This is a genomic window from Serratia sp. G204Y (genome assembly GCF_051172435.1).
Lineage (GTDB): Bacteria > Pseudomonadota > Gammaproteobacteria > Enterobacterales > Enterobacteriaceae > Serratia > Serratia sarumanii.
In genome coordinates, this window is the sequence record NZ_JBPIZA010000006.1 from 217,751 (window position 1) to 240,444 (window position 22,694).

Below are 22,694 nucleotides of genomic sequence, written 5' to 3' on the forward strand. Positions count from 1 at the left end.
ACCTGATTTTTTCCGTCAGTCATAGAACCGATCGCCACTAAATTTCTTCCTGCCCGGCGCGGAACTGGCCGCGCGGCATGATGTTGACGCTCTCGTGCAGTTCCGACCACACCAGCACCACTTCGCCGTTTTTCAGCTGGCGGCGCACGTCCTCCACCTTCTGTTCCAGCGAGCGTTCGTGCTCGCCGTAATCGGTGCCTTCGCGCAGTACAAAAGATTCGATCAGGCTGTTGAGGGTGTCGGTTGCCAGTTCTTGCCAGGGAATGATCACGTCGGGATGTCCAGATAAGGGGAAAGCCAGGCCGGAATGCGATGCTCCAGCCACATGTATGGTTTTTTCAGCGTGCCGCCGACGAAGCCGACGTGGCCGCCGAACTCGGTCAGCTGATATTCGATATTGCGCGGCAGGCCGGCGACGTCGGGGATCACCTCAGGGGTCATGAAGGGATCGTCCTTCGCATGGATGATCAGCAGCGGCGTTTGGACAGCCGGCAACAGCGGCAGGGCGCTGCAGCGGCGATAATAGTCGGTGGCGTCACTGAAGCCGTGAATGCGCGAGGTGATGGCGTCGTCGAATTCGCGGATGCGCCGCAGACCGTTCAGTTGGGACAGCTTGAGCGGCAGGGTGTCCGGGTAGTGCAACAGCTTGCGGGTGGCGTTTTGTTTCAGCTGCCCCAGCAGGTAGCGCTGATAAACGCGGGAAAAGCCTTGCTCCATGCGGTAGGCGCAGGGCTCCAGCATCAGCGGCGCCGAGACCACCACCGCCGCCTGCAGCAGGCTGTCGGCGCCTTGCTGCGCCAGGTAGCAGGCCAGCATGTTGCCGCCGAGCGAAACGCCGACCGCCGCGGTCGGCACCTCGCCGTAGCGGTCGCGCAGCCAGCGCAGGAAGAAGCGCGCGTCTTCGGTTTCACCGGAGTGGTAGATGCGCTGCTTGCGATTGGGCACGCCGCTGCAGCCGCGAAAGTGCATCACCACGCCGAGCCAGCCGCGCTCGCGCCAGGCGTTGAGCAGGCCATGCGCGTAGGGGCTGTAGAAGCTGCCCTCCAGGCCGTGGAACAGCACCGCGCGCGGTTTGTCGCGCGCCTGCGCCGGATCCTCGCTCCAGGCGAGATCGACGAAATCGCCGTCGGGCAATTCCAGCCGCTGCCAATGCGGTTTCAATAATACGCGGCGGCGCACCAGCCGCGGCAACAGCGTTTGCAGGTGCGGGTTACTGGCCCCGGTCAGAGGGCGAAAGGTGTTAGGCATAGGCTGAGTAAAATGTTGTGGGCGGCTATTGTGAGATCCCTAGCGCACTGTTAGCTTCAATACCAAGAATTAACAATGATACTGCAAAAAAGCGCCTTGGGTGAGGAGCACCCGTGCCATGGAACCGAGTTTATTCCTTTCGATGCTGGGCTTCCTGTGGGTCGCCGCCATCACGCCCGGCCCCAATAACCTGCTGCTGACCACTTCCGGCGCCAACTTCGGCTTTATGCGTTCGCTGTGGCTGATGATCGGCATCATGCTCGGCATGCAAAGCATTTTGCTGCTGGTGGCCTTCGGCGTCGGCAGCCTGATCCTGGTTTATCCGTCGCTGCACCTGATCCTGAAAATCCTCGGCAGTTTGTACCTGCTGTGGCTGGCATGGAAAGTCGCCACCGCCGCCTATGAAAAACTGGAAACCGACGTGGCGCCGCCGCAGCCGGTGCGGCTGTATCAGGGCTGGCTGCTGCAGTTCCTCAACCCGAAAGCCTGGCTGATGGCGCTGGGGGCGGTGGCCAGCTTCAGCCTGGCGGGCGATAAGTACAACGGGTCCATTGCGGCGATCGCGCTGGGCATTTTGGCGGTCAACATCGTCGCCGGCATTATCTGGCTGGCGTTCGGCACCCTGATCGGCCGCCTGCTGCGCAGCAAAAAGGCCTGGGTTATCTTCAACGTTTCCATGGGGTTGTTGACCGCAGCCTGTGTGTTACTGATCTGGCATTAAGGAGCGAACGATGGCGGAAAATTATTATCACGTGGTTGCCTTTACCGGCGAAGGGCTGCGCGGCAACCCGGCCGGGGTTTGCCTGCTGACACAGCCGCTGCCGGCGGCGCGGCTGCAGGCGATCGCCAACGAGATCGGCCTGCCGGAAACCAGCTTTGTCTGGGATGACGGCGACATGACCGCCATCCGCTGGTTTACCCCGCAGCGCGAGGTCGATCTCTGCGGCCACGGCACCCTGGCGGCGGCGCATGTGATGTTCAGCGTGGTTAACCCGGCGCTGCAGGATATTCGCTTCCGCTCGGCCGGCGGCGAACTGTTCGTCAAGCGCGATGCGCAGGACGGGGAACGGCTGGTGCTCGACTTCCCCGCTCGGCCGCCGCAGAAGGTGGCTGAACCGGCGGGCCTCGCGGCGCTGCTGGGCGTGCAGCCGCAGGAGGTGTGGCAGGCGAAAGCGCTGATGGTGGTGCTGGAAAACGAGGCGCAGGTGCGCGCGCTGCGGCCGGACATCCCGGCGCTGATCGCGCTGGCCGGGTGTGCGGTGATCGTCACTGCGCCGGGTGATACCGTGGACTTCGTGTCGCGCTATTTCACGCTCGACGGCGGTGAAGATCCGGTTACCGGCTCCGCGCACTGCACGCTGATGCCTTACTGGACGGCGCGTCTCGGCCGCCATCGGCTGCAGGCGCAGCAGGTCTCGGCACGCGGCGGCGAACTGTTCTGCGAACTGCAAGGGGATCGCACGCTGCTCGGCGGCTATGCTCACGTGTTCCTGCACGGGACGATCGCGCTGTAATCCGCGTTTATATTACACAGGGTAATAAAGAAGACTTTTTTATTCTTTTATCGCCCGTCACCGCTCAGATAAAACTGTCAGCAACTGAACAGATTTTTATCAACGGAGCGGAACATGGCGGGCAAACTCTTTTCCTTACGCAACGCGGCGCTGTTGGCGCTGGCGCTCAGCGCAGCCAGCGCCTACGCGGTGGACGTGACCGTGGCGTACCAGACGTCGGCGGAGCCGGCCAAGGTGGCGCAGGCGGAAAACAGCTTCGCCAAACGGTCCGGCGCGACCGTCGACTGGCGTAAGTTCGACAGCGGCTCCAGCGTGCTGCGTGCGCTGGCCTCCGGCGACGTGCAGATCGGCAATATCGGCTCCAGCCCACTGGCGGTGGCCGCCAGCCAGAAACTCCCCATCGAAGTGTTCCTCATCGCTTCGCAGCTCGGCAGCTCCGAAGCGCTGGTGGTGAAAAATGACATCAAAAGCCCGCAGGATCTAATCGGCAAGCGCATTGCGGTGCCGTTTATCTCCACCACCCATTACAGCCTGCTGGCCTCGCTCAAGCATTGGGGCATCAAGCCTGAGCAGGTGAAGATCCTCAATCTGCAGCCGCCGGCCATCGCCGCCGCCTGGCAGCGCGGCGACATCGACGGCGCTTACGTCTGGGCGCCGGTGGTCAACGAACTGGCCAAACAGGGCAAGGTGTTGACCGACTCCGCGCAGGTGGGCGAATGGGGCTCGCCGACGCTGGACGTGTGGGTGGTGCGCAAAGACTTTGCCGAGAAACATCCCGACGTGGTGACCGCCTTTGCCGCCAGCGCCCTACAGGCGCAAAAGGCCTACCTGGCGGCGCCGGAGCAGTGGCTGAAAGATCCGAGCCACCTCAGCACGCTGGCGCGCCTGAGCGGCGTGCCGGAAGCGCAGGTGCCGGAGCTGGTGAAGGGAAACCGTTATCTGCCGGTGGCGGATCAGGTTGCCCAGCTCGGCCAGCCGGTGGACAAGGCGATCCGCGATACCGCCGAATTCCTCAAGCAGCAGGGCAAGATCCCGCAGGTCGACAGCGACTACAGCGCTTACGTGACCGACCGTTTTGTGAAACAGGTGCAGGCTGCGCCGCAGTCGTAAGGAAGCAGGATGCTAAACGTCAATCATCTTTCAGCAGAGTATCAGGGGCGGCCCGCGCTGCGTGACGTGTCGTTCCAGATTGCCGCCGGGCAACTGGTGGTGGTGCTCGGCCCGTCGGGCTGCGGCAAGACCACGCTGCTGAATTTGATCGCCGGGTTTATCGAGCCTTCAGCTGGCAGCATCACGCTGGATGGAACGCCCGTTCACGGCCCGAGCGCCGAACGGGGCGTGGTGTTCCAGCATGAGGGCTTACTGCCGTGGCGCAACGTGGTGGACAACGTCGAGTTCGGCCTGCAGCTGGCCGGCGTCGGCAAGGCGCAGCGCCGCCAGGTGGCGGAGCAGATGCTGCAGCGCGTGGGGCTGGCGGGCTATGAACAGCACTTTATCTGGCAGCTTTCCGGCGGCATGCGCCAACGCGTCGGCATCGCCCGCGCTCTGGCCGCCGATCCGCGGCTGTTGTTGCTGGACGAACCGTTCGGCGCCCTGGACGCGTTCACCCGCGAGCAGATGCAGGAGCTGTTGCTGACCATTTGGCGCGATACCGGCAAACAGGTGCTGCTGATCACCCACGATATCGAAGAGGCGGTGTTCCTCGCCAGCGAGCTGTTGCTGCTGTCGCCGGGGCCGGGGCAGGTGGTGGAGCGGCTGTCGCTGAACTTCGGCCAACGCTATGCTGACGGCGAAGCCTGCCGCGCCATCAAGTCCGATCCTGAATTTATCGCGCAGCGCGAATACGTGCTGGGCAAAGTTTTCCAACAGCGCGAGGCCATGCTATGAGCCTGCATTCCACTCTGAAGGCCGCGGCGCAGCCGCAAGGTAAAGCGGCGCGCCGTTTCAGCGTGCCGCGCAACGTTTGGCTGAGCGGCGCCACGCTGTTGACGGTGTTGATCGTCTGGTGGGGCGTGACGGCGCTGCAGCTGATCAGCCCGCTGTTTTTGCCGGCGCCGCAGCAGGTGCTGCACCAGCTGATCACCATCGCCAGCCCGCAAGGCTTTATGGACGCCACGCTGTGGCAACACCTGGCGGCCAGCCTGGGGCGCATTCTGGTAGCGCTGTTGGCGGCGGTGATCGTCGGCATCCCGGTGGGCATTGCCATGGGGCTGAACGACACGGTGCGCGGCATTCTCGATCCGCTGATTGAAATCTATCGCCCGGTGCCGCCGCTGGCCTATCTGCCGCTGATGGTGATTTGGTTCGGCATCGGCGAAACCTCAAAGATCTTACTGATTTATCTGGCGATCTTCGCGCCGGTGACGCTGTCTGCCGTGGCCGGCGTGCGCAGCGTGGCGCAGGTGAGGGTGCGTGCCGCCCGGGCGTTGGGCGCCACGCGTTGGCAGGTGCTGCGTTTCGTGGTGCTGCCGAGCGCGCTGCCGGAGATCCTGACCGGCATCCGCATCGGGCTGGGCGTCGGCTGGTCGACGCTGGTGGCCGCCGAACTGATCGCCGCCACGCGCGGCCTGGGATTTATGGTGCAATCCGCCGGTGAGTTTCTGGCGACCGACGTGGTGTTGGCTGGCATCGGCGTGATTGCGGTGATTGCATTTGGGCTGGAGCTGGGGCTGCGTGCCCTGCAGCGCCGATTGACCCCGTGGCATGGAGTACAGCAATGAACGAACGTCTGAATATCACCCCGCTGGGGCCTTACATCGGGGCGCTGGTGGAAAACGTCGAGTTGGCCCGGCCGCTGGGCGACGGCCAGTTTGAGCAGCTTTATCACGCCTTGCTGAAGCATCAGGTGCTGTTCTTCCGCAATCAGCCGATCACCCCGCTGCAGCAGCGCGATCTGGCCGGCCGCTTCGGCGATCTGCATATCCATCCGGTCTATCCGCACGCCACCGACGTGGAAGAGATCATCGTGCTCGATACCCACGACGACAACCCGCCGGACAACGATAACTGGCACACCGACGTGACCTTTATCGACAACCCGCCGCTGGGGGCGATCCTGACGGCCAAGACCTTGCCTTCCACCGGCGGCGATACGCTGTGGGCCAGCGGCATCGCCGCCTACGAGGCGCTGTCGGCGCCGTTCAGAACGCTGTTGGCGGGGCTGCGTGCGGAGCATGACTTCACCAAGTCGTTCCCGGAACACAAACATCGCGGCAGTGTAGAGGAGCATCAGCGCTGGCAACAGGCGGTGCAGAAAAACCCGCCGCTGCTGCATCCGGTGGTGCGCACCCACCCGGTCAGCGGCCGGCAGGCGCTGTTCGTCAATGAAGGGTTTACCACGCGGATCGTCGATCTGGCGCCGAAAGAGAGCGACGCTTTGCTGAACTTCCTGTTTGCTCACATCACCAAACCGGAGTTTCAGGTGCGCTGGCGCTGGCAGGAAAATGACGTGGCGATCTGGGATAACCGCGTGACGCAGCACTACGCCAACGCGGATTATCTGCCGCAGCGGCGCATCATGCACCGCGCGACCATTCTGGGGGATAGGCCTTTTTACAAGGCCTGAGGCTTAGGCTTCGAACGCCTGCGTTAACTGCTCCAGCTGTTCCTGCGCATCCAGCCAGGTCATTTCCGTCTCTTCCAGCGCGGATTTGGCCTGGCTTTGCTTTTGCAGGCAGTCGGTTAACTCGGCCTTGCGGCTGATGTCGTACAGCGCGGGATCCGCCAGCTGTTCCTCCACCGCCGCCAGTTCGGCGCCCAGTTTTTCCATCTGCTGTTCCAGCTTGGCGATCTGCTTGCGCAGCGGCTGGGTCTGCGTACGGAACTCCGCCTCGCGGCGTTTTTGATCCTTGCGCGCCTGCGCGCTGTTGCCGCCGCTCTCTTTTTCCGGCGTGTCCTGCTGGCTTTCCTGGCGCTGCAGGTCGACAAGCCACTGCTGGTAGTCGTCGAGATCGCCCTCGAAAGGCTCGACCTGGCCGTCGTGCACCAGGTACAGATCGTCGGTGGTGGAGCGCAGCAGGTGACGGTCGTGCGAGACCACCACCAACGCGCCTTCGAAATCGATCAGCGCTTCGGTCAGCGCCTGACGCATGTCGAGATCCAGGTGGTTGGTCGGTTCATCGAGCAGCAGCAGGTTAGGGCGCTGCCAGACGATCAGCGCCAGCACCAGCCGCGCCTTCTCGCCGCCGGAGAAGCGTTCGGTCACTTCGCTGACCTTGTCGCCCTGGAAACCGAAACCACCCAGATAGTCGCGCAGCTGCTGTTCCAGCACCCGTGGTGCGATGCGGCTCAGGTGCTGCAGCGGCGATTCGTCGGCGCGCAGGAATTCCAGCTGGTGCTGGGCGAAGTAACCCAGCTTGATGCCTTTCGCCAGGCCAATCTCGCCGCTCAGCGGCTCCAGGGTGCCGGCCAGCAGTTTGATCAGCGTGGATTTACCGGCGCCGTTGCGGCCGAGCAGGCCAATGCGCGAGCCGGGCACCAGGTTCAGCTTGATTGACTTCAGGATCACTTTATCGCCATACCCGGCGCTGACTTTGTCCATGCGCAGCAGCGGGTTCGGCAGGCTTTCCGGCGGACGGAAGCTGAAGGTGAACGGGTTGTCGACGTGCGCCGGGGCGATCAGCTCCATGCGCTCCAGCATCTTGATGCGGCTCTGCGCCTGCTTGGCCTTGGTGGCCTGCGCGCGGAAACGGTCGATATAGCTTTGCAGGTGCGCCACTTTCTCTTGCTGATGCTGATACAGCGACTGTTGCTGCGCCAGCTTGGTGGCGCGCTGGCGTTCGAACGACGAATAGTTGCCGGTGTACTCATTGATCGTCTGCTGTTCGATATGCAGGATCTTGTCGACGATCGGATCGAGGAAGTCGCGGTCGTGCGAGATCAGCACCAGCGTGCCGGGATAGCTTTTCAGCCACCGCTCCAGCCAGATCACCGCATCGAGATCCAGGTGGTTGGTCGGTTCGTCGAGCAGCAGCAGGTCGGAACGGCACACCAGCGCCTGCGCCAGGTTGAGGCGCATGCGCCAGCCGCCGGAGAAGTCGCGCACCGGGCTTTGCAGCTGTTCGTTGGAGAAGCCGAGGCCGTGCAGCAGGCTGGCGGCGCGGGAGCGGATGGTCCAGGCGTCGATGGCGTCCAGCTTGCCGTGCAGGGTGGCGATGGCGTGGCCGTCGTTGCGATCGTTGGCCGCCTGCAATTCGGCTTCGAGTTGGCGAAACTCGCGGTCGCCGTCGATAACATACTCGATTGCCGGCACGTCCAGCGCCGGCGTCTCCTGGTTGACCCAGGCCAGCGCCCAGTTGCCGGGGAAGGTGAAGCTGCCGCCGTCCGCCGCGATCTCGCCCTTCAGCAGCGACAGCAGCGTGGATTTGCCGCAGCCGTTTTTGCCCACCAGGCCGACCTTCTGACCTGGATTAACCGTCGCCGTGGCGTTGTCCAGCAGGACGCGGATGCCGCGTCGGATTTGTAGCGAGGAGAATACAATCATAAAGCGCCGTATGTTCAGAGTATGTTAAATTATCATTAAGGTAACAGAACGCGCACCGCGCGCTGTTTTTGTCTTTGCGATGCATGGTAACGGAAAACCGCTACCCTGACGACGCTTTGGAGGGGAATGATGTCGCAGCCGCCCAAGGTCTTGCTGCTGTATGCCCATCCGGAATCCCATGACTCGGTGGCGAACCGGGTTTTGCTTCGACCGGCGCAGCAGTTGGAACATGTCACCGTGCACGATCTCTACGCGCACTACCCTGATTTTTTTATCGATATCCATCACGAACAACAGCTGCTGCGTGAGCATCAGGTCATCGTGTTTCAGCATCCCCTGTACACCTACAGCTGCCCGGCGCTGCTGAAGGAGTGGCTGGATCGCGTGCTGTCGCGCGGCTTTGCCAGCGGCGTGGGCGGCAATGCGCTAGCGGGCAAATACTGGCGTTCGGTGATCACCACCGGCGAACCGGAAGGCGCCTACCGCACCGGCGGTTATAACCACTACCCGATGGAAGATATTCTGCGGCCGTTCGAGCTGACCGCCGGGATGTGCCATATGCATTGGCTGACGCCGTTCGTGGTGTATTGGGCGCGGCGGCAAAAGCCGGAGGTGCTGCGCAGCCATGCGGACGCCTACGGCGAGTGGCTGAGCCACCCGCTGCCGCGCGGAGGGCGGTGAGCATGGAAGGATCGACCTTACTGACCGCCATTTTACTGTTCCTGTTCGCCGCGGTGGTGACGGTGCCGATCGCCCGTCGCCTGGGGATCGGCGCGGTGCTGGGCTATCTGATCGCCGGCATCGCCATCGGCCCCTGGGGATTGGGCTTCATTCGCGACGTCGACGAGATCCTGCACTTCTCCGAGCTGGGCGTGGTGTTCCTGATGTTCATCATCGGCCTGGAGCTGAACCCCAGCAAGCTGTGGGAGCTGCGGCGCTCGATCTTCGGCGCCGGCGCCGGCCAGGTGTTGATCACCGCTGCGGTGCTGGGCGCGTTGCTGTATCTGACGCACTTCGCCTGGCAGGCGGCGGTGATCGGCGGTATCGGCCTGGCGATGTCTTCCACCGCCATGGCGCTGCAGCTGATGCGCGAGAAGGGCATGAACCGCAACGAAGGGGGGCAGCTCGGCTTCTCGGTGCTGCTGTTCCAGGATATGGCGGTGATCCCGGCGTTGGCGCTGATCCCCATTCTGGCCGGCGCCGGCGGAACCAGCGACGACTGGGCGAAGATCGCGCTCAAGGTGGCGGCGTTCGGCGGCATGCTGATCGGCGGCCGCTTCCTGCTGCGACCGCTGTTCCGCTATATCGCCGCTTCCGGCGTGCGCGAGATCTTCACCGCCGCGGCGCTGTTGCTGGTGCTCGGCTCGGCGCTGTTTATGGAGACGCTTGGCCTGTCGATGGCGCTCGGCACCTTCATCGCCGGGGTGCTGCTGGCGGAGAGCGAATACCGCCACGAACTGGAGATTTCCATCGAGCCGTTTAAAGGGCTGCTGCTGGGGCTGTTCTTTATCTCGGTAGGCATGGTGTTGAATATCGGCGTGCTCTACACCCATCTGGCCGAGGTGTTGATCGGTGTGCTGGCGCTGGTGGCGATCAAATCCGGCGTGCTCTACGGGGTGTCGCGTCTGTTCGGCCTGCGCAGTTCGGTGCGCCTGCAGTTCGCCGGGGTGCTCAGCCAGGGCGGCGAGTTCGCCTTCGTGCTGTTTTCTGCGGCGGGCGCGCAAAAGGTGCTGCAGCCGGATCAACTCTCCTTGCTGCTGGTAGTGGTGACGCTGTCGATGATGACCACGCCGCTGCTGATGCAGGCCATCGACCGCATTTTGGCGCGTCGCTATAACGCCAAGGGCGAAGAAGAGGAAACGCCGTACGTAGAGGACGACGATCCACAGGTGATCATCGTCGGCTTCGGGCGTTTCGGCCAGGTGATCGGCCGCCTGTTGATGGCCAACAAAATGCGCATTATCGTACTGGAGCGCGACGTCAGCGCCGTCGGCGTGCTGCGGCGTTACGGTTACCAGGTTTATTACGGCGACGCCACCGAGCTGGAGCTGCTGCGCGCGGCGGGCGCCGAAAAAGCCAAGTCGATCGTGATCACCTGCAATGAGCCGGAAGACACCATGGAGATCGTGCGGCTGTGCCAGCAGCACTTCCCGAACCTGAGCATTCTGGCGCGGGCGCGCGGCCGCGTGGAGGCGCATGAGTTGCTGCAGGCGGGCGTGAAGCAGTTCAGCCGCGAGACCTTCTCCAGCGCGCTGGAACTGGGGCGCAAAGCGCTGATGGAGTTGGGCATGCACCCGCATCAGGCCTTCCGCGCCCAGCAGCATTTCCGCCGCCTGGATATGCGCATGCTGCGTGAACTGATGCCGCCGCATCAGGGCGACGTGGCGCAAATTTCCCGCGTGAAAGAGGCGCGGCGCGAGCTGGAAGAGCTGTTCCATCGCGAAATGCAAAAAGAAAGTCGCCAGTTCGACGGCTGGGACGAATACGAATAAGCGGGAGCATAACGATGTCTGCAACACGTAAGAGATTTATCGCCGGGGCGGTGTGCCCGAGCTGCAGCGCCATGGATACGCTGGCGGTATGGCGGGAGGATCAGGTGGAGATGGTGGAGTGCGTCAAGTGCGGCCACCATCAGCGCCAGACCGAACAACAGGTGGAAAAACACGTTCGCCCGCAAGAGCAGGTGATCGGCATTTTCCAGCCGAAGTAGCGTTTTTTTATCCCGGAGGGTACAGCGAGGCAGATTTCCGTTACAATCTGTCCGGAAAAGGCGCGCATCCCGATAACGGTGCGCGTCCTAGTAGCCAACGGTAGGAGATATCATGAAAGTAGCAAAAGACTTGGTGGTCAGCCTGGCTTACCAAGTACGTACAGAAGACGGTGTTTTGGTTGATGAGTCTCCGGTGAGCGCACCGCTGGACTATCTGCACGGGCATGGTTCTCTGATCGCAGGTCTGGAAAAAGCACTCGAAGGCCACGACGTTGGCGATCGTTTTGACGTTCACGTCGGCGCGAACGACGCGTACGGCAACTACGACGAAAACCTGGTGCAACGCGTACCGAAAGACGTCTTCATGGGCGTTGACGAACTGCAGGTCGGCATGCGTTTCCTGGCTGACACCGATCAGGGCCCGGTACCGGTTGAAATCACCGAAGTTGACGGCGACCACGTGGTGGTTGACGGCAACCACATGCTGGCCGGCCAAAACCTGAACTTCAATGTGGAAGTTGTCGCGATCCGCGAAGCGACCGCAGAAGAACTGGCGCACGGTCACGTACACGGCGAGCACGACCATCACCACGAACACGGTGAAGGCTGCTGCGGCGGTCACGGCCACAGCCACGATCACGACCATGGTCACGACCACGGTAAAGGCGGTTGCGGTAACGGCGGCTGCGGCTGCCACTAAGCAGATCGCAGTGACGAGACAAGAGGGCGGCCATCGGCTGCCCTTTTTTATGCGCGGCGCACCGGGCGCCGAACGGCACAACAGGACATGCCATGGCCACCATGAAAGACGTGGCGCGGCGCGCCGGCGTTTCCACGGCCACCGTCAGCCGGGTGATCAATAATACCGCCTACGTTGAACCGGTGACCCGCGAACGCGTCGAGAAAGCGATGCGCGAGTTTAACTACCACCGCAACGCCGCCGCGCTGGCGCTGGCGAAAAGAAGCGGCAATATGCTGGGATTGCTGACCGGCAATCTCGACGATCCGTTTTTTTCACGCCTCGCGCGGGGCGTGGAAGACATCACGCGGCAGGCCGGCGTGCGGTTGATGTTGTGCAGCGGCGGGCATCAGGCCGAGCTGGAAAAAAGCGGCCTCGATTTTCTCATCAATCAGGGATGTGAAGCCATCGTGGCGCACGTCACGCGCATGGAGGAGGAGGCGCTGCTGCGCTACGCCGCCCATACGCCCGCGCTGGTGCTGATCAATCGTTATCTGCCCGCCATCGCCAACCGTTGCATCTGGCTCGACAACGCCAATGCGGCGCAGACGGCGACCGAGCTGCTCATACGCCAGGGGCATCGAAGAATTGCCTGCGTGACGGCGGATCTGCCGATCGACGATCGCGCGCAGCGGCTAGCGGGTTACCGCCAGGCCATGGCCGCCGCCGGCATTGAGGTGCCCGGCAGCTGGATCATCAGCGTGCCCTTCAACGAGCGAGGGGGCGAACTGGCGGCCGAGCGCGTTCTGGCCAGCGACCAACGCTTCACCGCCGCAGTGACGTTCAACGACGTGATGGCCGCCGGCATGATGCGCACCTGCCATCAACGGCAAGTTCAACTGCCCGAGGCGCTGTCGATCGTCGGCTTTGACGACATTGCCCTGGCGAAATATCTCCATCCTTCGTTGACCACCGTGCATTACCCGATCGAGAAAATGGCCCGACGCGCCGCGCGCCTGGCGCTGCAGATCCACAGCGGCAGCGACGTCGCGCCGCAGAACAACCGCTTTTCGGCCGAACTTATCCTGCGAGACTCCGTAACCGACGGTGAGGCGCATGCGCAAAGCAAGCGCGGCGAATGAGAGACGGCTCACACAACGCTACCTCATGAAACCGATTACATGGCCGATTGCCTGCGCTCACATCCTCCGATTATCGAAGCCATTACGCTGTTGCAGTACCCCATCTTCAACAGGAGCCGTATATGGATAATAAGAAAACGCTCAACCTTGGGTTGGCGACGCTGCCGATTGTGGCCATGCTGTTGCTGCTCATCATCGGCTATGGCCAGTTTGGCCTGCGCATTGAACCGCTGCTGCTGGTTTCCGCCGCCATCGCCGCCGCGTTGGCCTGGTGGCAAGGCTACCGCTGGGACGACATCATCGAGGCCATCGTGGCCAAACTGGCGAAGGCGATGCCGGTTATCCTGATCCTGATCTGCGTGGGCGGCCTGATCGGCACCTGGATGATCAGCGGCACAATCCCTTACATGGTGTACTGGGGGCTGAAGCTGATCAGCCCGCAATACATTCTGATCGCCGCATTCTTCATCACCAGCGTGATCTCGGTGTGCACCGGTACTTCCTGGGGAGCGGCCGGCACCGTGGGCGTGGCGCTGATGGGCGTGGCCGCCGGTCTGGACGTGCCGCTGGCCGCCGCGGCCGGGGCGGTGGTGTCCGGCGCTTACTTCGGCGACAAAATTTCGCCGTTGTCCGATTCGACCAACTTCGCGGCCATCGTCGCGGATACCGATCTCTACAGCCATATCCAGCATCTGATGTACACGACGCTGCCGAGCTTCATCCTGGCCGCCGTGGTGTACCTGATCGCCGGCCACACCGGTGCGGTGGGCAGCGTGGCAACGCCGGAAAAAGTGACCGAAATCGTCGGCGCGCTCGAGGGGCTGTACCACTTCAATCTGCTGCTGATCCTGCCGCCGGTGCTGGTGCTGTGGGGCGCGGTGACCAAACGGCCGGTGATCCCCGTCATGCTGGCCGCCTGCGCGCTGGCGATCGCCATCGGCGTCGCGCTGCAGGGCTTTAGCCTGCAGCAGGGGCTGAATGCGTTGATGGACGGTTTCAATCTGTCGATGTTTGCCGCTCAGGGCCACAACGTTGAGGGTATCGTCGCCGATGTGCCGCGCCTGCTGAACCGCGGCGGCATGTTCTCGATGATGAGTACGATCCTGCTGGTGTTCTGCGCCTTTTCCTTCGCCGGCGCTCTGACGCTGACCGGCGCGCTGACGGTGATCATCAGCCGGCTGCTGAACGTGGTGCACACCACCGGCCAGCTGATCGCCGCCACCGTTGCCACCACTATCCTGGTGACCGGCGCGACCAGCGACGGCAAGCTGGCGCTGCTGATCCCGGCGGAGCTGTTCAAAGGGGCCTATCGGCGCATGGGGCTGGACAACAAAAATCTGTCGCGCACCGTCGAAGATGCGGGCACCGTCATCGAACCGCTGATCCCGTGGACGGCCGCCGGCATTTACATGGCCACCACGCTGGGGGTCAGCACCCTCGATCTGCTGCCGTGGGCGATCCAATGTTATGCCGCGGTGGTGTTCGCCCTGATTTATGGGTTCACCGGCTTCGGTATCGCCAAACTCCAACCTCAGAACGACTTGCAGCGTAAGGAAGCCTGACATGACGAGTCATTTCAACGCCATCATCGATCGCCACAACACCGGCTCCGTGAAGTGGGACTTCATCGACCGCTATCTGCAACTGGACGGCAGCGAACTGTTGCCGATGTGGGTGTCCGATTTCGACTTTCCGTGCCCGCCAGAGGTGCAGCAGGCGCTGCATCAGCGGGTGGACCACGGCGTCTTTGGCTACAGCGAACGCGACGACGCCTACTACCAAGCGGCAATCGACTGGTTTGCCAAGCGGCACGGCTTGCCGCTGCGGCGCGAGTGGTTCACGTCGATTGAAGGGGTGGTGCCGGGGCTGGCGATGCTGATCCAACTGCTCAGCAAGCCGGGGGACGGGGTGGTGGTGCAGGGGCCGTATTATGGCTCGTTCGCCAAGATAGTCACCATGAACGGCAGAGAGGTGATTGAAAACCCGCTGCGGGAAACCCCGCAGGGATACCGGATCGATTTCGACCAGCTGGCCGCCTGCCTGGCGCAGCGTAAACCGCCGCTGTTGTTGCTGTGCAACCCGCACAATCCAACCGGCCGTTGCTGGCGCCGCGATGAACTGGAGCGGCTCATGGCGCTCTGCCACGCCCATGACGTCACGGTGATCTCCGATGAAATTTGGGCCGACCTGCTGCTGCCCGGCGAGACGTTTACGTCGGTGTTGCATCTGGGCGAGGAATATCGCGATCGGGTAATTGTGGCGACGTCCGCCAGCAAAACGTTCGGCCTCTCCTCGCTGCGCATTTCGAATTTCCTGATCCCCAACGCCCGGCTTCGGCAGGCGTTTGTCGATCGGCTGAACGCCCACGGGCTGGATGTATTCAACGCGCTGTCGATGACGGCGGCGACCGCGGCCTATCAACGGGGCGCTGCCTGGCTTGATGAGCTGCTCGACTACCTGGCGGAGAACCGGCGTTGGTTTAAGCAGGCGCTGGCTGACGCCGCGCCCTGGTGCACGATGACCCAGGCTGAAGGGACCTATCTCGCCTGGCTGGATTGCCGCTCGCTGGGTTTGAACGATGCTGACTTGCAGCAGGCGCTGGTGGCGGTGGCGAAGCTGGCGCCGTCGATGGGCAGCGGTTTCGGCCCGCAGGGGCGCGGTTTTATCCGCATAAACCTGGGGTGCCCGCGCCGGTATCTCGAGCGTGCCGTCGAAGGGTTGGCACGCCTGAAATAACCGCATGGCGAGCCCTCAATAGTGCGGCGGAGGGGTTTCTTCCGATTGCGAGGCGATCATTGAGGTTTGGGTCGAGCGCAGCTTGTCGGTCAACATGCGCAGATGTTCGCGCATCTTCAGCATTTCCATTTGATGCTGGATGACGGTCTGGTTGAGCTCTTCGATGGTGAGCTCTTGGAAGGCCTGACGGCTCTCCAGTTCTTCAAGCCGCTGTAGCAGGCGTTGAGTGTCGGCGTTGTGCATGAGGCTACCTCTGACGCGATAAAATCCTGATTCGGCGCTATGGTAACAGCTGGCGCCGGGTTTGCTCGCGCTATTTCTCCAGACGGCGCGCAACGTTGCGATCGACAGTGTAAAGTGCTGAAAAGTTGCACGCTCGATCTGCCGTTTTTTGCGAGCCTGGCCGAATATTCCGCAAGAAAAATCTGATTTATCATGGGAGTAGCACCCAGAGGGAAACTTCTTGGCAAAGCGGGAGTCACACTTTGACTCGATTGGTTACCTGTGCGACTGTTTTGTTTTGTTTCAGGCAGCTATAGTAGCCCGGTTATCTTACCTAATGATTGTTTGGGGCATTGCTTCAGACACTGGAGAAATGGATGAAATCTTTGTTTAAAGTCACGCTTCTGGCAACCACCATGGCTTTTGCTCTGAATGCGACCCAGGTCATGGCAGCCGATGCCGCCAAGCCGGCAGAAGCCGCTAAACCAGCGGACGCGGCAGCAGCACCGAGCACCGGCAAGTTCAAAAACGACGACGAGCAAGCGGCCTACGCATTGGGCGCCTCTCTCGGCCGTTACATGGACAACTCTCTGAAAGAGCAAGAGAAGCTGGGCATCAAGCTGGACAAAGATCAGCTGATTGCCGGCGTTCAGGACGCGTTCGCCAACAAGAGCAAACTGAACGACGCCGACATCGAGAAGACCCTGCAGGGCTTCGAAGCGCGCGTGAAGGCTTCCGCTCAGGCGAAGATGGAGCAGGACGCCAAGGATAACGAAACCAAAGGCGCCAAGTACCGCGATAGCTTCGCTAAAGAAAAAGGCGTGAAGAAAACCGAATCCGGCCTGCTGTACCAGGTAGAGAAGCCGGGCGCGGGTGAAGCGCCGAAAGACAGCGACACCGTGGTGGTGAACTACAAAGGCACCCTGACCGACGGTACCGAGTTCGATAACTCCTACACCCGCGGCGAGCCGCTGTCGTTCCGTCTGGACGGCGTGATCCCAGGCTGGACCGAAGGCCTGAAGCACATCAAGAAAGGCGGCAAAATCAAGCTGGTGATCCCACCGGCGCTGGCCTACGGCAAAACCGGCGTTCCGGGCATCCCGGCTAACTCCACGCTGGTCTTCGACGTTGAGCTGCTGGACGTGAAAGCGGCGCCGAAAGCCGACGCTAAAGCCGAAAAACCGGCGGACGCGAAAGCAGACGCCAAAGCGAAATAACATCGCCGCTTTGTTTGCCACCGCCGCGGATGCCCTCCGCGGCGGTTTTCATTTCGGCAGCCGCCGCCTCTCTCTCCATTGAACGCTTGACGCCTGCCGGGCATCGGGCTTAACGTCAATACCACGCGCAAACGCAAGGACTTTGCTCCGGCCGCTTTGCTAGACTAATAATTCTGACTTATCAGTCATGCGTCTGCCCCTTAGGGCGTGTACCTAAAATTGTTCCCGGCCGCCTCGCCCGCGGATGTCATCGTGCCGTTTGATGGCGCTCTCAGCCGGCCGCGCTGCGGCGTGCCGGCGACGGCAGCGATCCGGTTCGAGCGGTTTTAGCTGCGCCCCCTGGCACAGGCGATCTATGAGGGTGGTATCTTCGATGTCGAATTCGCTTTTATCCAGCGAAGCCAGCGAACTTGATTTGCTGAATGAACGTCCGTTTACTCAAACGGATCATGAAATCCTGAAATCCTATGAAGCGGTGGTCGACGGGCTGGCGATGTTGATCGGCGGCCACTGCGAGATCGTACTGCACGCGCTGGAAGACCTGAACAGCTCAGCGGTACGCATCGCCAACGGTGAACATACCGGGCGTAAAATCGGCTCGCCGATCACCGATCTGGCGCTGCGCATGCTGCACGACATGGCCGGCGACGACAGCAGCGTGTCGAAAGCCTACTTTACCCGCGCCAAGAGCGGCGTGTTGATGAAGTCGGTGACTATCGCCATTCGCAATCGCGAGCAGCGGGTGATCGGCTTGCTGTGCATCAACATGAACCTCGACGTACCGTTTTCGCAGATCATGCAGACCTTTATGCCGCCGGCCACGCAGGACGTGCCGTCGTCGGTGAATTTTGCGTCTTCCGTCGACGATCTGGTGGCGCAGACGCTGGAGTTCACCATCGAAGAGGTGAACGCCGACCGCTCGGTGTCCAATAACGCCAAGAACCGCCAGGTGGTGCTCAACCTCTATGAGAAAGGCATCTTCGACATCAAGGATGCGATCAACCAGGTGGCGGATCGCCTGAACATCTCCAAACACACCGTGTATCTGTACATCCGCCAGTTCAAGAGTGGCGATCTGTTGGGAAGCGACCGTTGATGCTCGATTATTGCCTGTTGGTCACCGGCCCGGCTTACGGCACGCAGCAGGCCAGCAGCGCCTATCAGTTCGCTCAGGCTTTGTTGGCGAAAGGGCACCGGCTTTCCAGCGTCTTTTTCTACCGTGAGGGCGTGCTGAACGCCAACCAGCTGACCGCGCCCGCCAGCGACGAGTTCGACCTGGTGCGCGGTTGGACGCAACTGGCGCAGCAACACGGCGTAGCGCTCAACGTCTGCGTAGCCGCCGCGTTGCGCCGTGGGGTCACCGACGAGCAGGAGGCGGCGCAACAGGGGCTGGCAAGCGCCAACCTGCAGCCTGGCTTTACCCTGAGCGGGCTGGGTTCCCTGGCCGAAGCGTCGCTGAGTTGCGACCGTCTGGTGCAGTTCTGAGGATATGATGAAACGAGTCGCTTTTGTTTTCACCCACGGGCCACACGGCGGCGCCGGCGGCAGGGAAGGGCTGGATGCGCTGCTCGCCACGTCGGCGCTCAGTGAAGATTTGGGGGTGTTTTTTGTCGGCGACGGCGTATTGCAGCTGTTGCCAGGCCAGCAACCGGAAAAGATTTTGGCGCGCAATTACATCGCCACCTTCGGCGTGCTGCCGCTGTATGACGTGGAGCGGTGCTATCTGTGCCAGGCTTCGCTGCAGGAGCGTGGCCTGAGCCAGGTGACCGATTGGGTGCTGGATGCCGAGGTGCTGGCACCGGACGAACTGCGCCGCGAACTGGCCGGCTACGACGCCGTGATGACGTTTTAGGATCCTCTGATGCTGTATACCCTGAGCCACTCGCCAAACCAATGTGACTTGCCTGCGCTGCTGCGCCTGACGGCGGAGGGTGACGCGCTGCTGCTGCTGCAGGACGGCGTGCTTGCCGGCCTTGCCGGCAGCGCCCATCTTGAATCGCTGCTCGCCGCCCCCATATCCCTTTATGCGCTGCAGGACGACCTGGAAGCCCGGGGATTGGTTGGTCATTTTTCGCACAAAATCACTGTCGTCGGCTATAATCACTTCGTTGAATTAACCGAACAACACCGCAGCCAAATGGCCTGGTAATGAGAGTGATGTTGTATATTTCTTGACACCCATACTGGTCAGCCCTAAAATTCTGCGTCCTCGTACTTTGCCAATAGTGCATACGAGGGGATTTATCACATGTTTACGAAGCTAGTACGAAGCAAAAACCAGGAGCTTTTTTAATGGCAACAATTAACCAGCTGGTTCGCAAACCACGCTCTGTGAAGGCTGCTAAAAGCAACGTTCCAGCGCTGGAAGCCTGCCCGCAGAAACGTGGCGTATGCACCCGCGTATACACCACTACCCCGAAAAAACCAAACTCCGCACTGCGTAAAGTTTGCCGTGTGCGTTTGACCAACGGTTTCGAAGTGACTTCCTACATCGGTGGCGAAGGCCACAACCTGCAGGAACACTCCGTAATCCTGATCCGTGGCGGTCGTGTAAAAGACCTGCCAGGTGTGCGTTACCACACCGTCCGTGGTGCACTTGACTGCTCCGGTGTTAAAGACCGTAAGCAAGCTCGTTCCAAGTACGGCGTGAAGAAGCCAAAGGCTTAATGGTTCTCCGTTAAGTAAGGCCAAACGTTTTAACTTTAATGTCAAAATAAACTCGTAGAGTTTTGGACAATCCTGAATTAACAACGGAGTATTTCCATGCCACGTCGTCGCGTAATCGGCCAACGTAAAATCCTGCCAGATCCTAAGTTCGGATCTGAGCTGCTGGCCAAATTTGTAAATATCCTGATGGTAGACGGTAAAAAATCTACTGCAGAAGCAATCGTCTATACCGCGCTGGAGACCCTGGCTCAGCGTTCTGGTAAAGATCACCTGGAAGCTTTCGAAGTCGCTCTCGACAACGTTCGCCCGACTGTAGAAGTTAAGTCGCGTCGCGTTGGCGGTTCTACTTATCAGGTACCAGTTGAAGTCCGCCCGGTTCGTCGTAATGCTCTGGCAATGCGTTGGATCGTTGATGCTGCACGTAAACGCGGTGATAAATCCATGGCTCTGCGCCTGGCGAACGAGCTGTCTGACGCAGCAGAGAACAAAGGTTCTGCTGTTAAGAAGCGTGAAGACGTTCACCGTATGGCCGAAGCCAACAAGGCGTTCGCCCACTACCGCTGGTAATCACCCGGCTGTAGTCATGCTAACCAAGCGGGCGCGTCAAATCGGCCCGCTTGGGTTAACTGAACTTGAACGCCCTAGGAATAGAGGAATCAAATGGCTCGTACAACACCCATTGCACGCTACCGCAACATCGGTATCAGTGCTCACATCGACGCCGGTAAAACCACCACTACCGAACGTATTCTGTTCTACACCGGTGTAAACCACAAAATCGGTGAAGTTCATGACGGCGCTGCCACCATGGACTGGATGGAACAGGAGCAGGAGCGTGGTATTACCATCACTTCTGCAGCGACTACTGCCTTCTGGTCTGGTATGGCCAAGCAGTTCGAACCGCATCGCGTAAACATCATCGACACCCCAGGGCACGTTGACTTCACCATCGAAGTAGAACGTTCCATGCGTGTGCTGGATGGCGCGGTAATGGTTTACTGTGCTGTTGGTGGTGTTCAGCCACAGTCTGAAACCGTATGGCGTCAGGCTAACAAATACAAAGTGCCACGTATCGCGTTCGTTAACAAAATGGACCGTATGGGCGCTAACTTCCTGAAAGTTGTAGGCCAGATCAAATCTCGTCTGGGCGCCAACCCTGTTCCTCTGCAGCTGGCTATCGGCGCAGAAGACAAATTCACCGGCGTTATCGACCTGGTGAAAATGAAGGCGATCAACTGGAACGAAGAAGACGCAGGCGTAACCTTCGAATACGAAGACGTCCCGGCTGACATGATGGATCTGGCTGAAGAATGGCGCCAGAACCTGATCGAGTCCGCTGCGGAAGCTTCCGAAGAGCTGATGGAAAAATACTTGGGCGGCGAAGAGCTGACCGAGGAAGAAATCAAAACTGCTCTGCGTCAGCGCGTACTGAACAACGAAATCATCCTGGTTACCTGCGGTTCTGCGTTCAAGAACAAAGGCGTGCAGGCGATGCTGGATGCGGTAATCGAATACCTGCCGGCACCAACTGACGTTCCTGCGATCAACGGTATCCTGGACGACGGTAAAGACACTCCGGCTGAGCGTCACGCAAGTGATGACGAGCCGTTCTCTGCTCTGGCGTTCAAAATCGCTACCGACCCGTTCGTAGGTAACTTGACCTTCTTCCGCGTGTACTCCGGCGTTGTTAACTCCGGCGACACCGTGCTGAACTCCGTTAAGTCTGCGCGCGAGCGTTTCGGCCGTATCGTTCAGATGCACGCTAACAAGCGTGAAGAGATCAAAGAAGTTCGCGCAGGCGACATCGCCGCTGCGATCGGTCTGAAAGACGTGACCACCGGGGACACCCTGTGTGATCCAGACTCTCCAATCATCCTGGAGCGTATGGAATTCCCTGAGCCGGTAATCTCTATCGCCGTTGAACCGAAAACCAAAGCTGACCAGGAAAAAATGGGTCTGGCTCTGGGCCGTCTGGCTAAAGAAGACCCGTCATTCCGCGTATGGACTGACGAAGAGTCTAACCAGACCATCATCGCCGGTATGGGTGAACTGCACCTCGATATCATCGTTGACCGCATGAAGCGTGAATTCAACGTTGAAGCTAACGTGGGCAAACCTCAGGTAGCTTACCGCGAAGCGATTCGCGCGAAGATTACCGATGTTGAAGGTAAGCACGCCAAGCAGTCTGGTGGTCGCGGTCAGTACGGTCACGTTGTGATCGACATGTACCCACTGGAGCCGGGCTCTAACCCGAAAGGTTACGAGTTCATCAACGACATCAAAGGCGGCGTAATTCCTGGCGAATACATCCCTGCCGTTGATAAAGGCATCCAGGAGCAGCTGAAGTCTGGTCCGTTGGCTGGTTACCCGGTAGTAGACATGGGTATTCGTCTGCACTTCGGTTCTTACCACGACGTTGACTCCTCTGAACTGGCGTTTAAACTGGCCGCGTCTATCGCCTTTAAAGAAGGCTTTAAGAAAGCGAAACCAGTTCTGCTTGAGCCTATCATGAAGGTTGAAGTTGAGACTCCAGAAGAGAACACCGGTGACGTTATCGGTGACTTGAGCCGTCGTCGCGGCATGCTGCGCGGTCAGGAATCTGAAGTGACTGGCGTTAAGATCCACGCTGAAGTACCGTTGTCCGAAATGTTCGGCTACGCAACTCAGCTGCGTTCTCTGACTAAAGGTCGCGCATCATACACCATGGAATTCCTGAAGTATGATGATGCACCGAACAACGTCGCTCAGGCCGTAATCGAAGCCCGTGGCAAATAAGCCGCAGGGTTAAAACCAAAGTCCCGTGCTCTCTCCAGAAGGGGAGAGCGCTATAGTAAGGAATATAGCCGTGTCTAAAGAAAAATTTGAACGTACAAAACCGCACGTTAACGTTGGTACTATCGGCCACGTTGACCACGGTAAAACTACCCTGACTGCAGCGATCACCACCGTTCTGGCTAAAACCTACGGCGGTTCTGCACGTGCTTTCGACCAGATCGATAACGCGCCAGAAGAAAAAGCTCGTGGTATCACCATCAACACCTCTCACGTTGAGTATGACACCCCGACTCGTCACTACG

Annotated in this window: 26 protein-coding genes; 22 read left to right on the plus strand and 4 right to left on the minus strand. The window is 60.5% G+C overall.

The annotated features are described in order from the left end of the window. Positions 1-37: 37 nt before the first annotated feature. Both ACSBQQ_RS21695 and ACSBQQ_RS21700 read right to left on the minus strand, forming a co-directional pair. The gene (locus ACSBQQ_RS21695) at positions 38-271 is read right to left on the minus strand and encodes a YheU family protein (protein ID WP_004930376.1); all 234 of its coding nucleotides are present in this window, start codon (positions 269-271) and stop codon (positions 38-40) included. Beyond that, on the minus strand, positions 268-1,248 hold the full coding sequence (locus tag ACSBQQ_RS21700) for a hydrolase (RefSeq protein WP_033649307.1): 981 nt from the start codon (positions 1,246-1,248) through the stop codon (positions 268-270). Before ACSBQQ_RS21700 ends, ACSBQQ_RS21695 begins: the two co-directional genes overlap by 4 nt. Before the next feature lie 118 nt (positions 1,249-1,366). Between ACSBQQ_RS21700 and ACSBQQ_RS21705 the strand changes: the two genes are divergently transcribed. From ACSBQQ_RS21705 to tauD, 6 genes are all read left to right on the plus strand, one after another. Continuing rightward, positions 1,367-1,969 (plus strand): LysE family translocator, encoded by a 603-nt coding sequence (locus ACSBQQ_RS21705; protein ID WP_039569226.1) that lies wholly within the window; start codon positions 1,367-1,369, stop codon positions 1,967-1,969. A gap of 10 nt (positions 1,970-1,979) precedes the next feature. Continuing rightward, positions 1,980-2,762: a PhzF family phenazine biosynthesis protein gene (locus tag ACSBQQ_RS21710; protein WP_060429246.1), complete on the plus strand. Its 783-nt coding sequence runs from the start codon at positions 1,980-1,982 to the stop codon at positions 2,760-2,762. A gap of 114 nt (positions 2,763-2,876) precedes the next feature. Continuing rightward, positions 2,877-3,872: a taurine ABC transporter substrate-binding protein gene (gene tauA / locus ACSBQQ_RS21715; protein ID WP_033649304.1), complete on the plus strand. Its 996-nt coding sequence runs from the start codon at positions 2,877-2,879 to the stop codon at positions 3,870-3,872. A gap of 9 nt (positions 3,873-3,881) precedes the next feature. Beyond that, positions 3,882-4,649, plus strand: coding sequence for a taurine ABC transporter ATP-binding subunit (tauB, locus tag ACSBQQ_RS21720; protein ID WP_033649303.1), 768 nt, complete (start codon positions 3,882-3,884; stop codon positions 4,647-4,649). Further along, entirely contained in the window at positions 4,646-5,482 is an 837-nt protein-coding gene (tauC, locus tag ACSBQQ_RS21725) for a taurine ABC transporter permease TauC (protein ID WP_033631937.1), read from the plus strand. The genes tauB and tauC overlap by 4 nt, the downstream gene beginning before the upstream one ends. Continuing rightward, entirely contained in the window at positions 5,479-6,327 is an 849-nt protein-coding gene (gene tauD, locus ACSBQQ_RS21730; protein WP_039569235.1) for a taurine dioxygenase, read from the plus strand. The genes tauC and tauD overlap by 4 nt, the downstream gene beginning before the upstream one ends. A 3-nt stretch (positions 6,328-6,330) precedes the next feature. Here tauD and ACSBQQ_RS21735 read toward each other — a convergent pair whose 3' ends face one another. After that, entirely contained in the window at positions 6,331-8,244 is a 1,914-nt protein-coding gene (locus ACSBQQ_RS21735) for an ABC transporter ATP-binding protein (RefSeq protein ID WP_033649301.1), read from the minus strand. A 129-nt stretch (positions 8,245-8,373) separates the two neighbouring features. Between ACSBQQ_RS21735 and kefG the strand changes: the two genes are divergently transcribed. The 7 genes from kefG to ACSBQQ_RS21770 all read left to right on the plus strand — a co-directional run bounded on the left by kefG (position 8,374) and on the right by ACSBQQ_RS21770 (position 15,511). Beyond that, positions 8,374-8,925, plus strand: coding sequence for a glutathione-regulated potassium-efflux system ancillary protein KefG (gene kefG, locus ACSBQQ_RS21740; RefSeq protein WP_033645385.1), 552 nt, complete (start codon positions 8,374-8,376; stop codon positions 8,923-8,925). 2 nt (positions 8,926-8,927) lie between these two features. Next, complete coding sequence (gene kefB, locus ACSBQQ_RS21745; RefSeq protein WP_060429245.1) at positions 8,928-10,736, plus strand: glutathione-regulated potassium-efflux system protein KefB; 1,809 nt, start codon at positions 8,928-8,930, stop codon at positions 10,734-10,736. Between the two features lie 14 nt (positions 10,737-10,750). Continuing rightward, positions 10,751-10,954 carry a YheV family putative zinc ribbon protein gene (locus tag ACSBQQ_RS21750; protein ID WP_060429242.1) on the plus strand — a complete coding sequence of 68 codons (204 nt, stop codon included), beginning with the start codon at positions 10,751-10,753 and terminating at the stop codon, positions 10,952-10,954. Between the two features lie 112 nt (positions 10,955-11,066). After that, positions 11,067-11,654 (plus strand): peptidylprolyl isomerase, encoded by a 588-nt coding sequence (gene slyD / locus ACSBQQ_RS21755; RefSeq protein WP_004930407.1) that lies wholly within the window; start codon positions 11,067-11,069, stop codon positions 11,652-11,654. A gap of 92 nt (positions 11,655-11,746) precedes the next feature. Then, on the plus strand, positions 11,747-12,775 hold the full coding sequence (locus tag ACSBQQ_RS21760; protein ID WP_033649300.1) for a LacI family DNA-binding transcriptional regulator: 1,029 nt from the start codon (positions 11,747-11,749) through the stop codon (positions 12,773-12,775). Between the two features lie 122 nt (positions 12,776-12,897). Then, positions 12,898-14,337, plus strand: coding sequence for a Na+/H+ antiporter NhaC (gene nhaC, locus ACSBQQ_RS21765; protein ID WP_033649299.1), 1,440 nt, complete (start codon positions 12,898-12,900; stop codon positions 14,335-14,337). Position 14,338: 1 nt separating this feature from the next. Further along, positions 14,339-15,511 (plus strand): MalY/PatB family protein, encoded by a 1,173-nt coding sequence (locus ACSBQQ_RS21770; protein WP_033649298.1) that lies wholly within the window; start codon positions 14,339-14,341, stop codon positions 15,509-15,511. A gap of 15 nt (positions 15,512-15,526) precedes the next feature. On the opposite strand, the gene ACSBQQ_RS21775 is transcribed toward ACSBQQ_RS21770, so the two are convergent. Continuing rightward, the gene (locus ACSBQQ_RS21775) at positions 15,527-15,754 is read right to left on the minus strand and encodes a SlyX family protein (protein WP_033649297.1); all 228 of its coding nucleotides are present in this window, start codon (positions 15,752-15,754) and stop codon (positions 15,527-15,529) included. A 356-nt stretch (positions 15,755-16,110) separates the two neighbouring features. On the opposite strand from ACSBQQ_RS21775, the gene fkpA reads away from it, so the two are divergent. The 9 genes from fkpA to ACSBQQ_RS21820 all read left to right on the plus strand — a co-directional run. After that, the gene (fkpA, locus tag ACSBQQ_RS21780; RefSeq protein WP_016930330.1) at positions 16,111-16,950 is read left to right on the plus strand and encodes an FKBP-type peptidyl-prolyl cis-trans isomerase; all 840 of its coding nucleotides are present in this window, start codon (positions 16,111-16,113) and stop codon (positions 16,948-16,950) included. 373 nt (positions 16,951-17,323) lie between these two features. Next, entirely contained in the window at positions 17,324-18,046 is a 723-nt protein-coding gene (locus ACSBQQ_RS21785) for a helix-turn-helix transcriptional regulator (protein ID WP_004930418.1), read from the plus strand. Next, entirely contained in the window at positions 18,046-18,435 is a 390-nt protein-coding gene (gene tusD / locus ACSBQQ_RS21790; RefSeq protein WP_033636259.1) for a sulfurtransferase complex subunit TusD, read from the plus strand. The genes ACSBQQ_RS21785 and tusD overlap by 1 nt, the downstream gene beginning before the upstream one ends. A 7-nt stretch (positions 18,436-18,442) precedes the next feature. Continuing rightward, positions 18,443-18,802: a sulfurtransferase complex subunit TusC gene (tusC, locus tag ACSBQQ_RS21795; RefSeq protein ID WP_033636258.1), complete on the plus strand. Its 360-nt coding sequence runs from the start codon at positions 18,443-18,445 to the stop codon at positions 18,800-18,802. A 9-nt stretch (positions 18,803-18,811) separates the two neighbouring features. Further along, entirely contained in the window at positions 18,812-19,099 is a 288-nt protein-coding gene (tusB, locus tag ACSBQQ_RS21800; RefSeq protein ID WP_033636257.1) for a sulfurtransferase complex subunit TusB, read from the plus strand. A 143-nt stretch (positions 19,100-19,242) separates the two neighbouring features. Beyond that, on the plus strand, positions 19,243-19,617 hold the full coding sequence (gene rpsL / locus ACSBQQ_RS21805) for a 30S ribosomal protein S12 (RefSeq protein WP_004930426.1): 375 nt from the start codon (positions 19,243-19,245) through the stop codon (positions 19,615-19,617). Between the two features lie 96 nt (positions 19,618-19,713). Then, on the plus strand, positions 19,714-20,184 hold the full coding sequence (gene rpsG / locus ACSBQQ_RS21810; protein WP_004956203.1) for a 30S ribosomal protein S7: 471 nt from the start codon (positions 19,714-19,716) through the stop codon (positions 20,182-20,184). 93 nt (positions 20,185-20,277) lie between these two features. Further along, positions 20,278-22,392, plus strand: a complete 2,115-nt coding sequence (fusA, locus tag ACSBQQ_RS21815; protein WP_033636256.1) for an elongation factor G — start codon at positions 20,278-20,280, stop codon at positions 22,390-22,392. A 70-nt stretch (positions 22,393-22,462) separates the two neighbouring features. Next, positions 22,463-22,694 (plus strand): GTP-binding protein (locus ACSBQQ_RS21820; protein ID WP_032439543.1); only part of this gene is annotated, 232 nt, incomplete at its 3' end.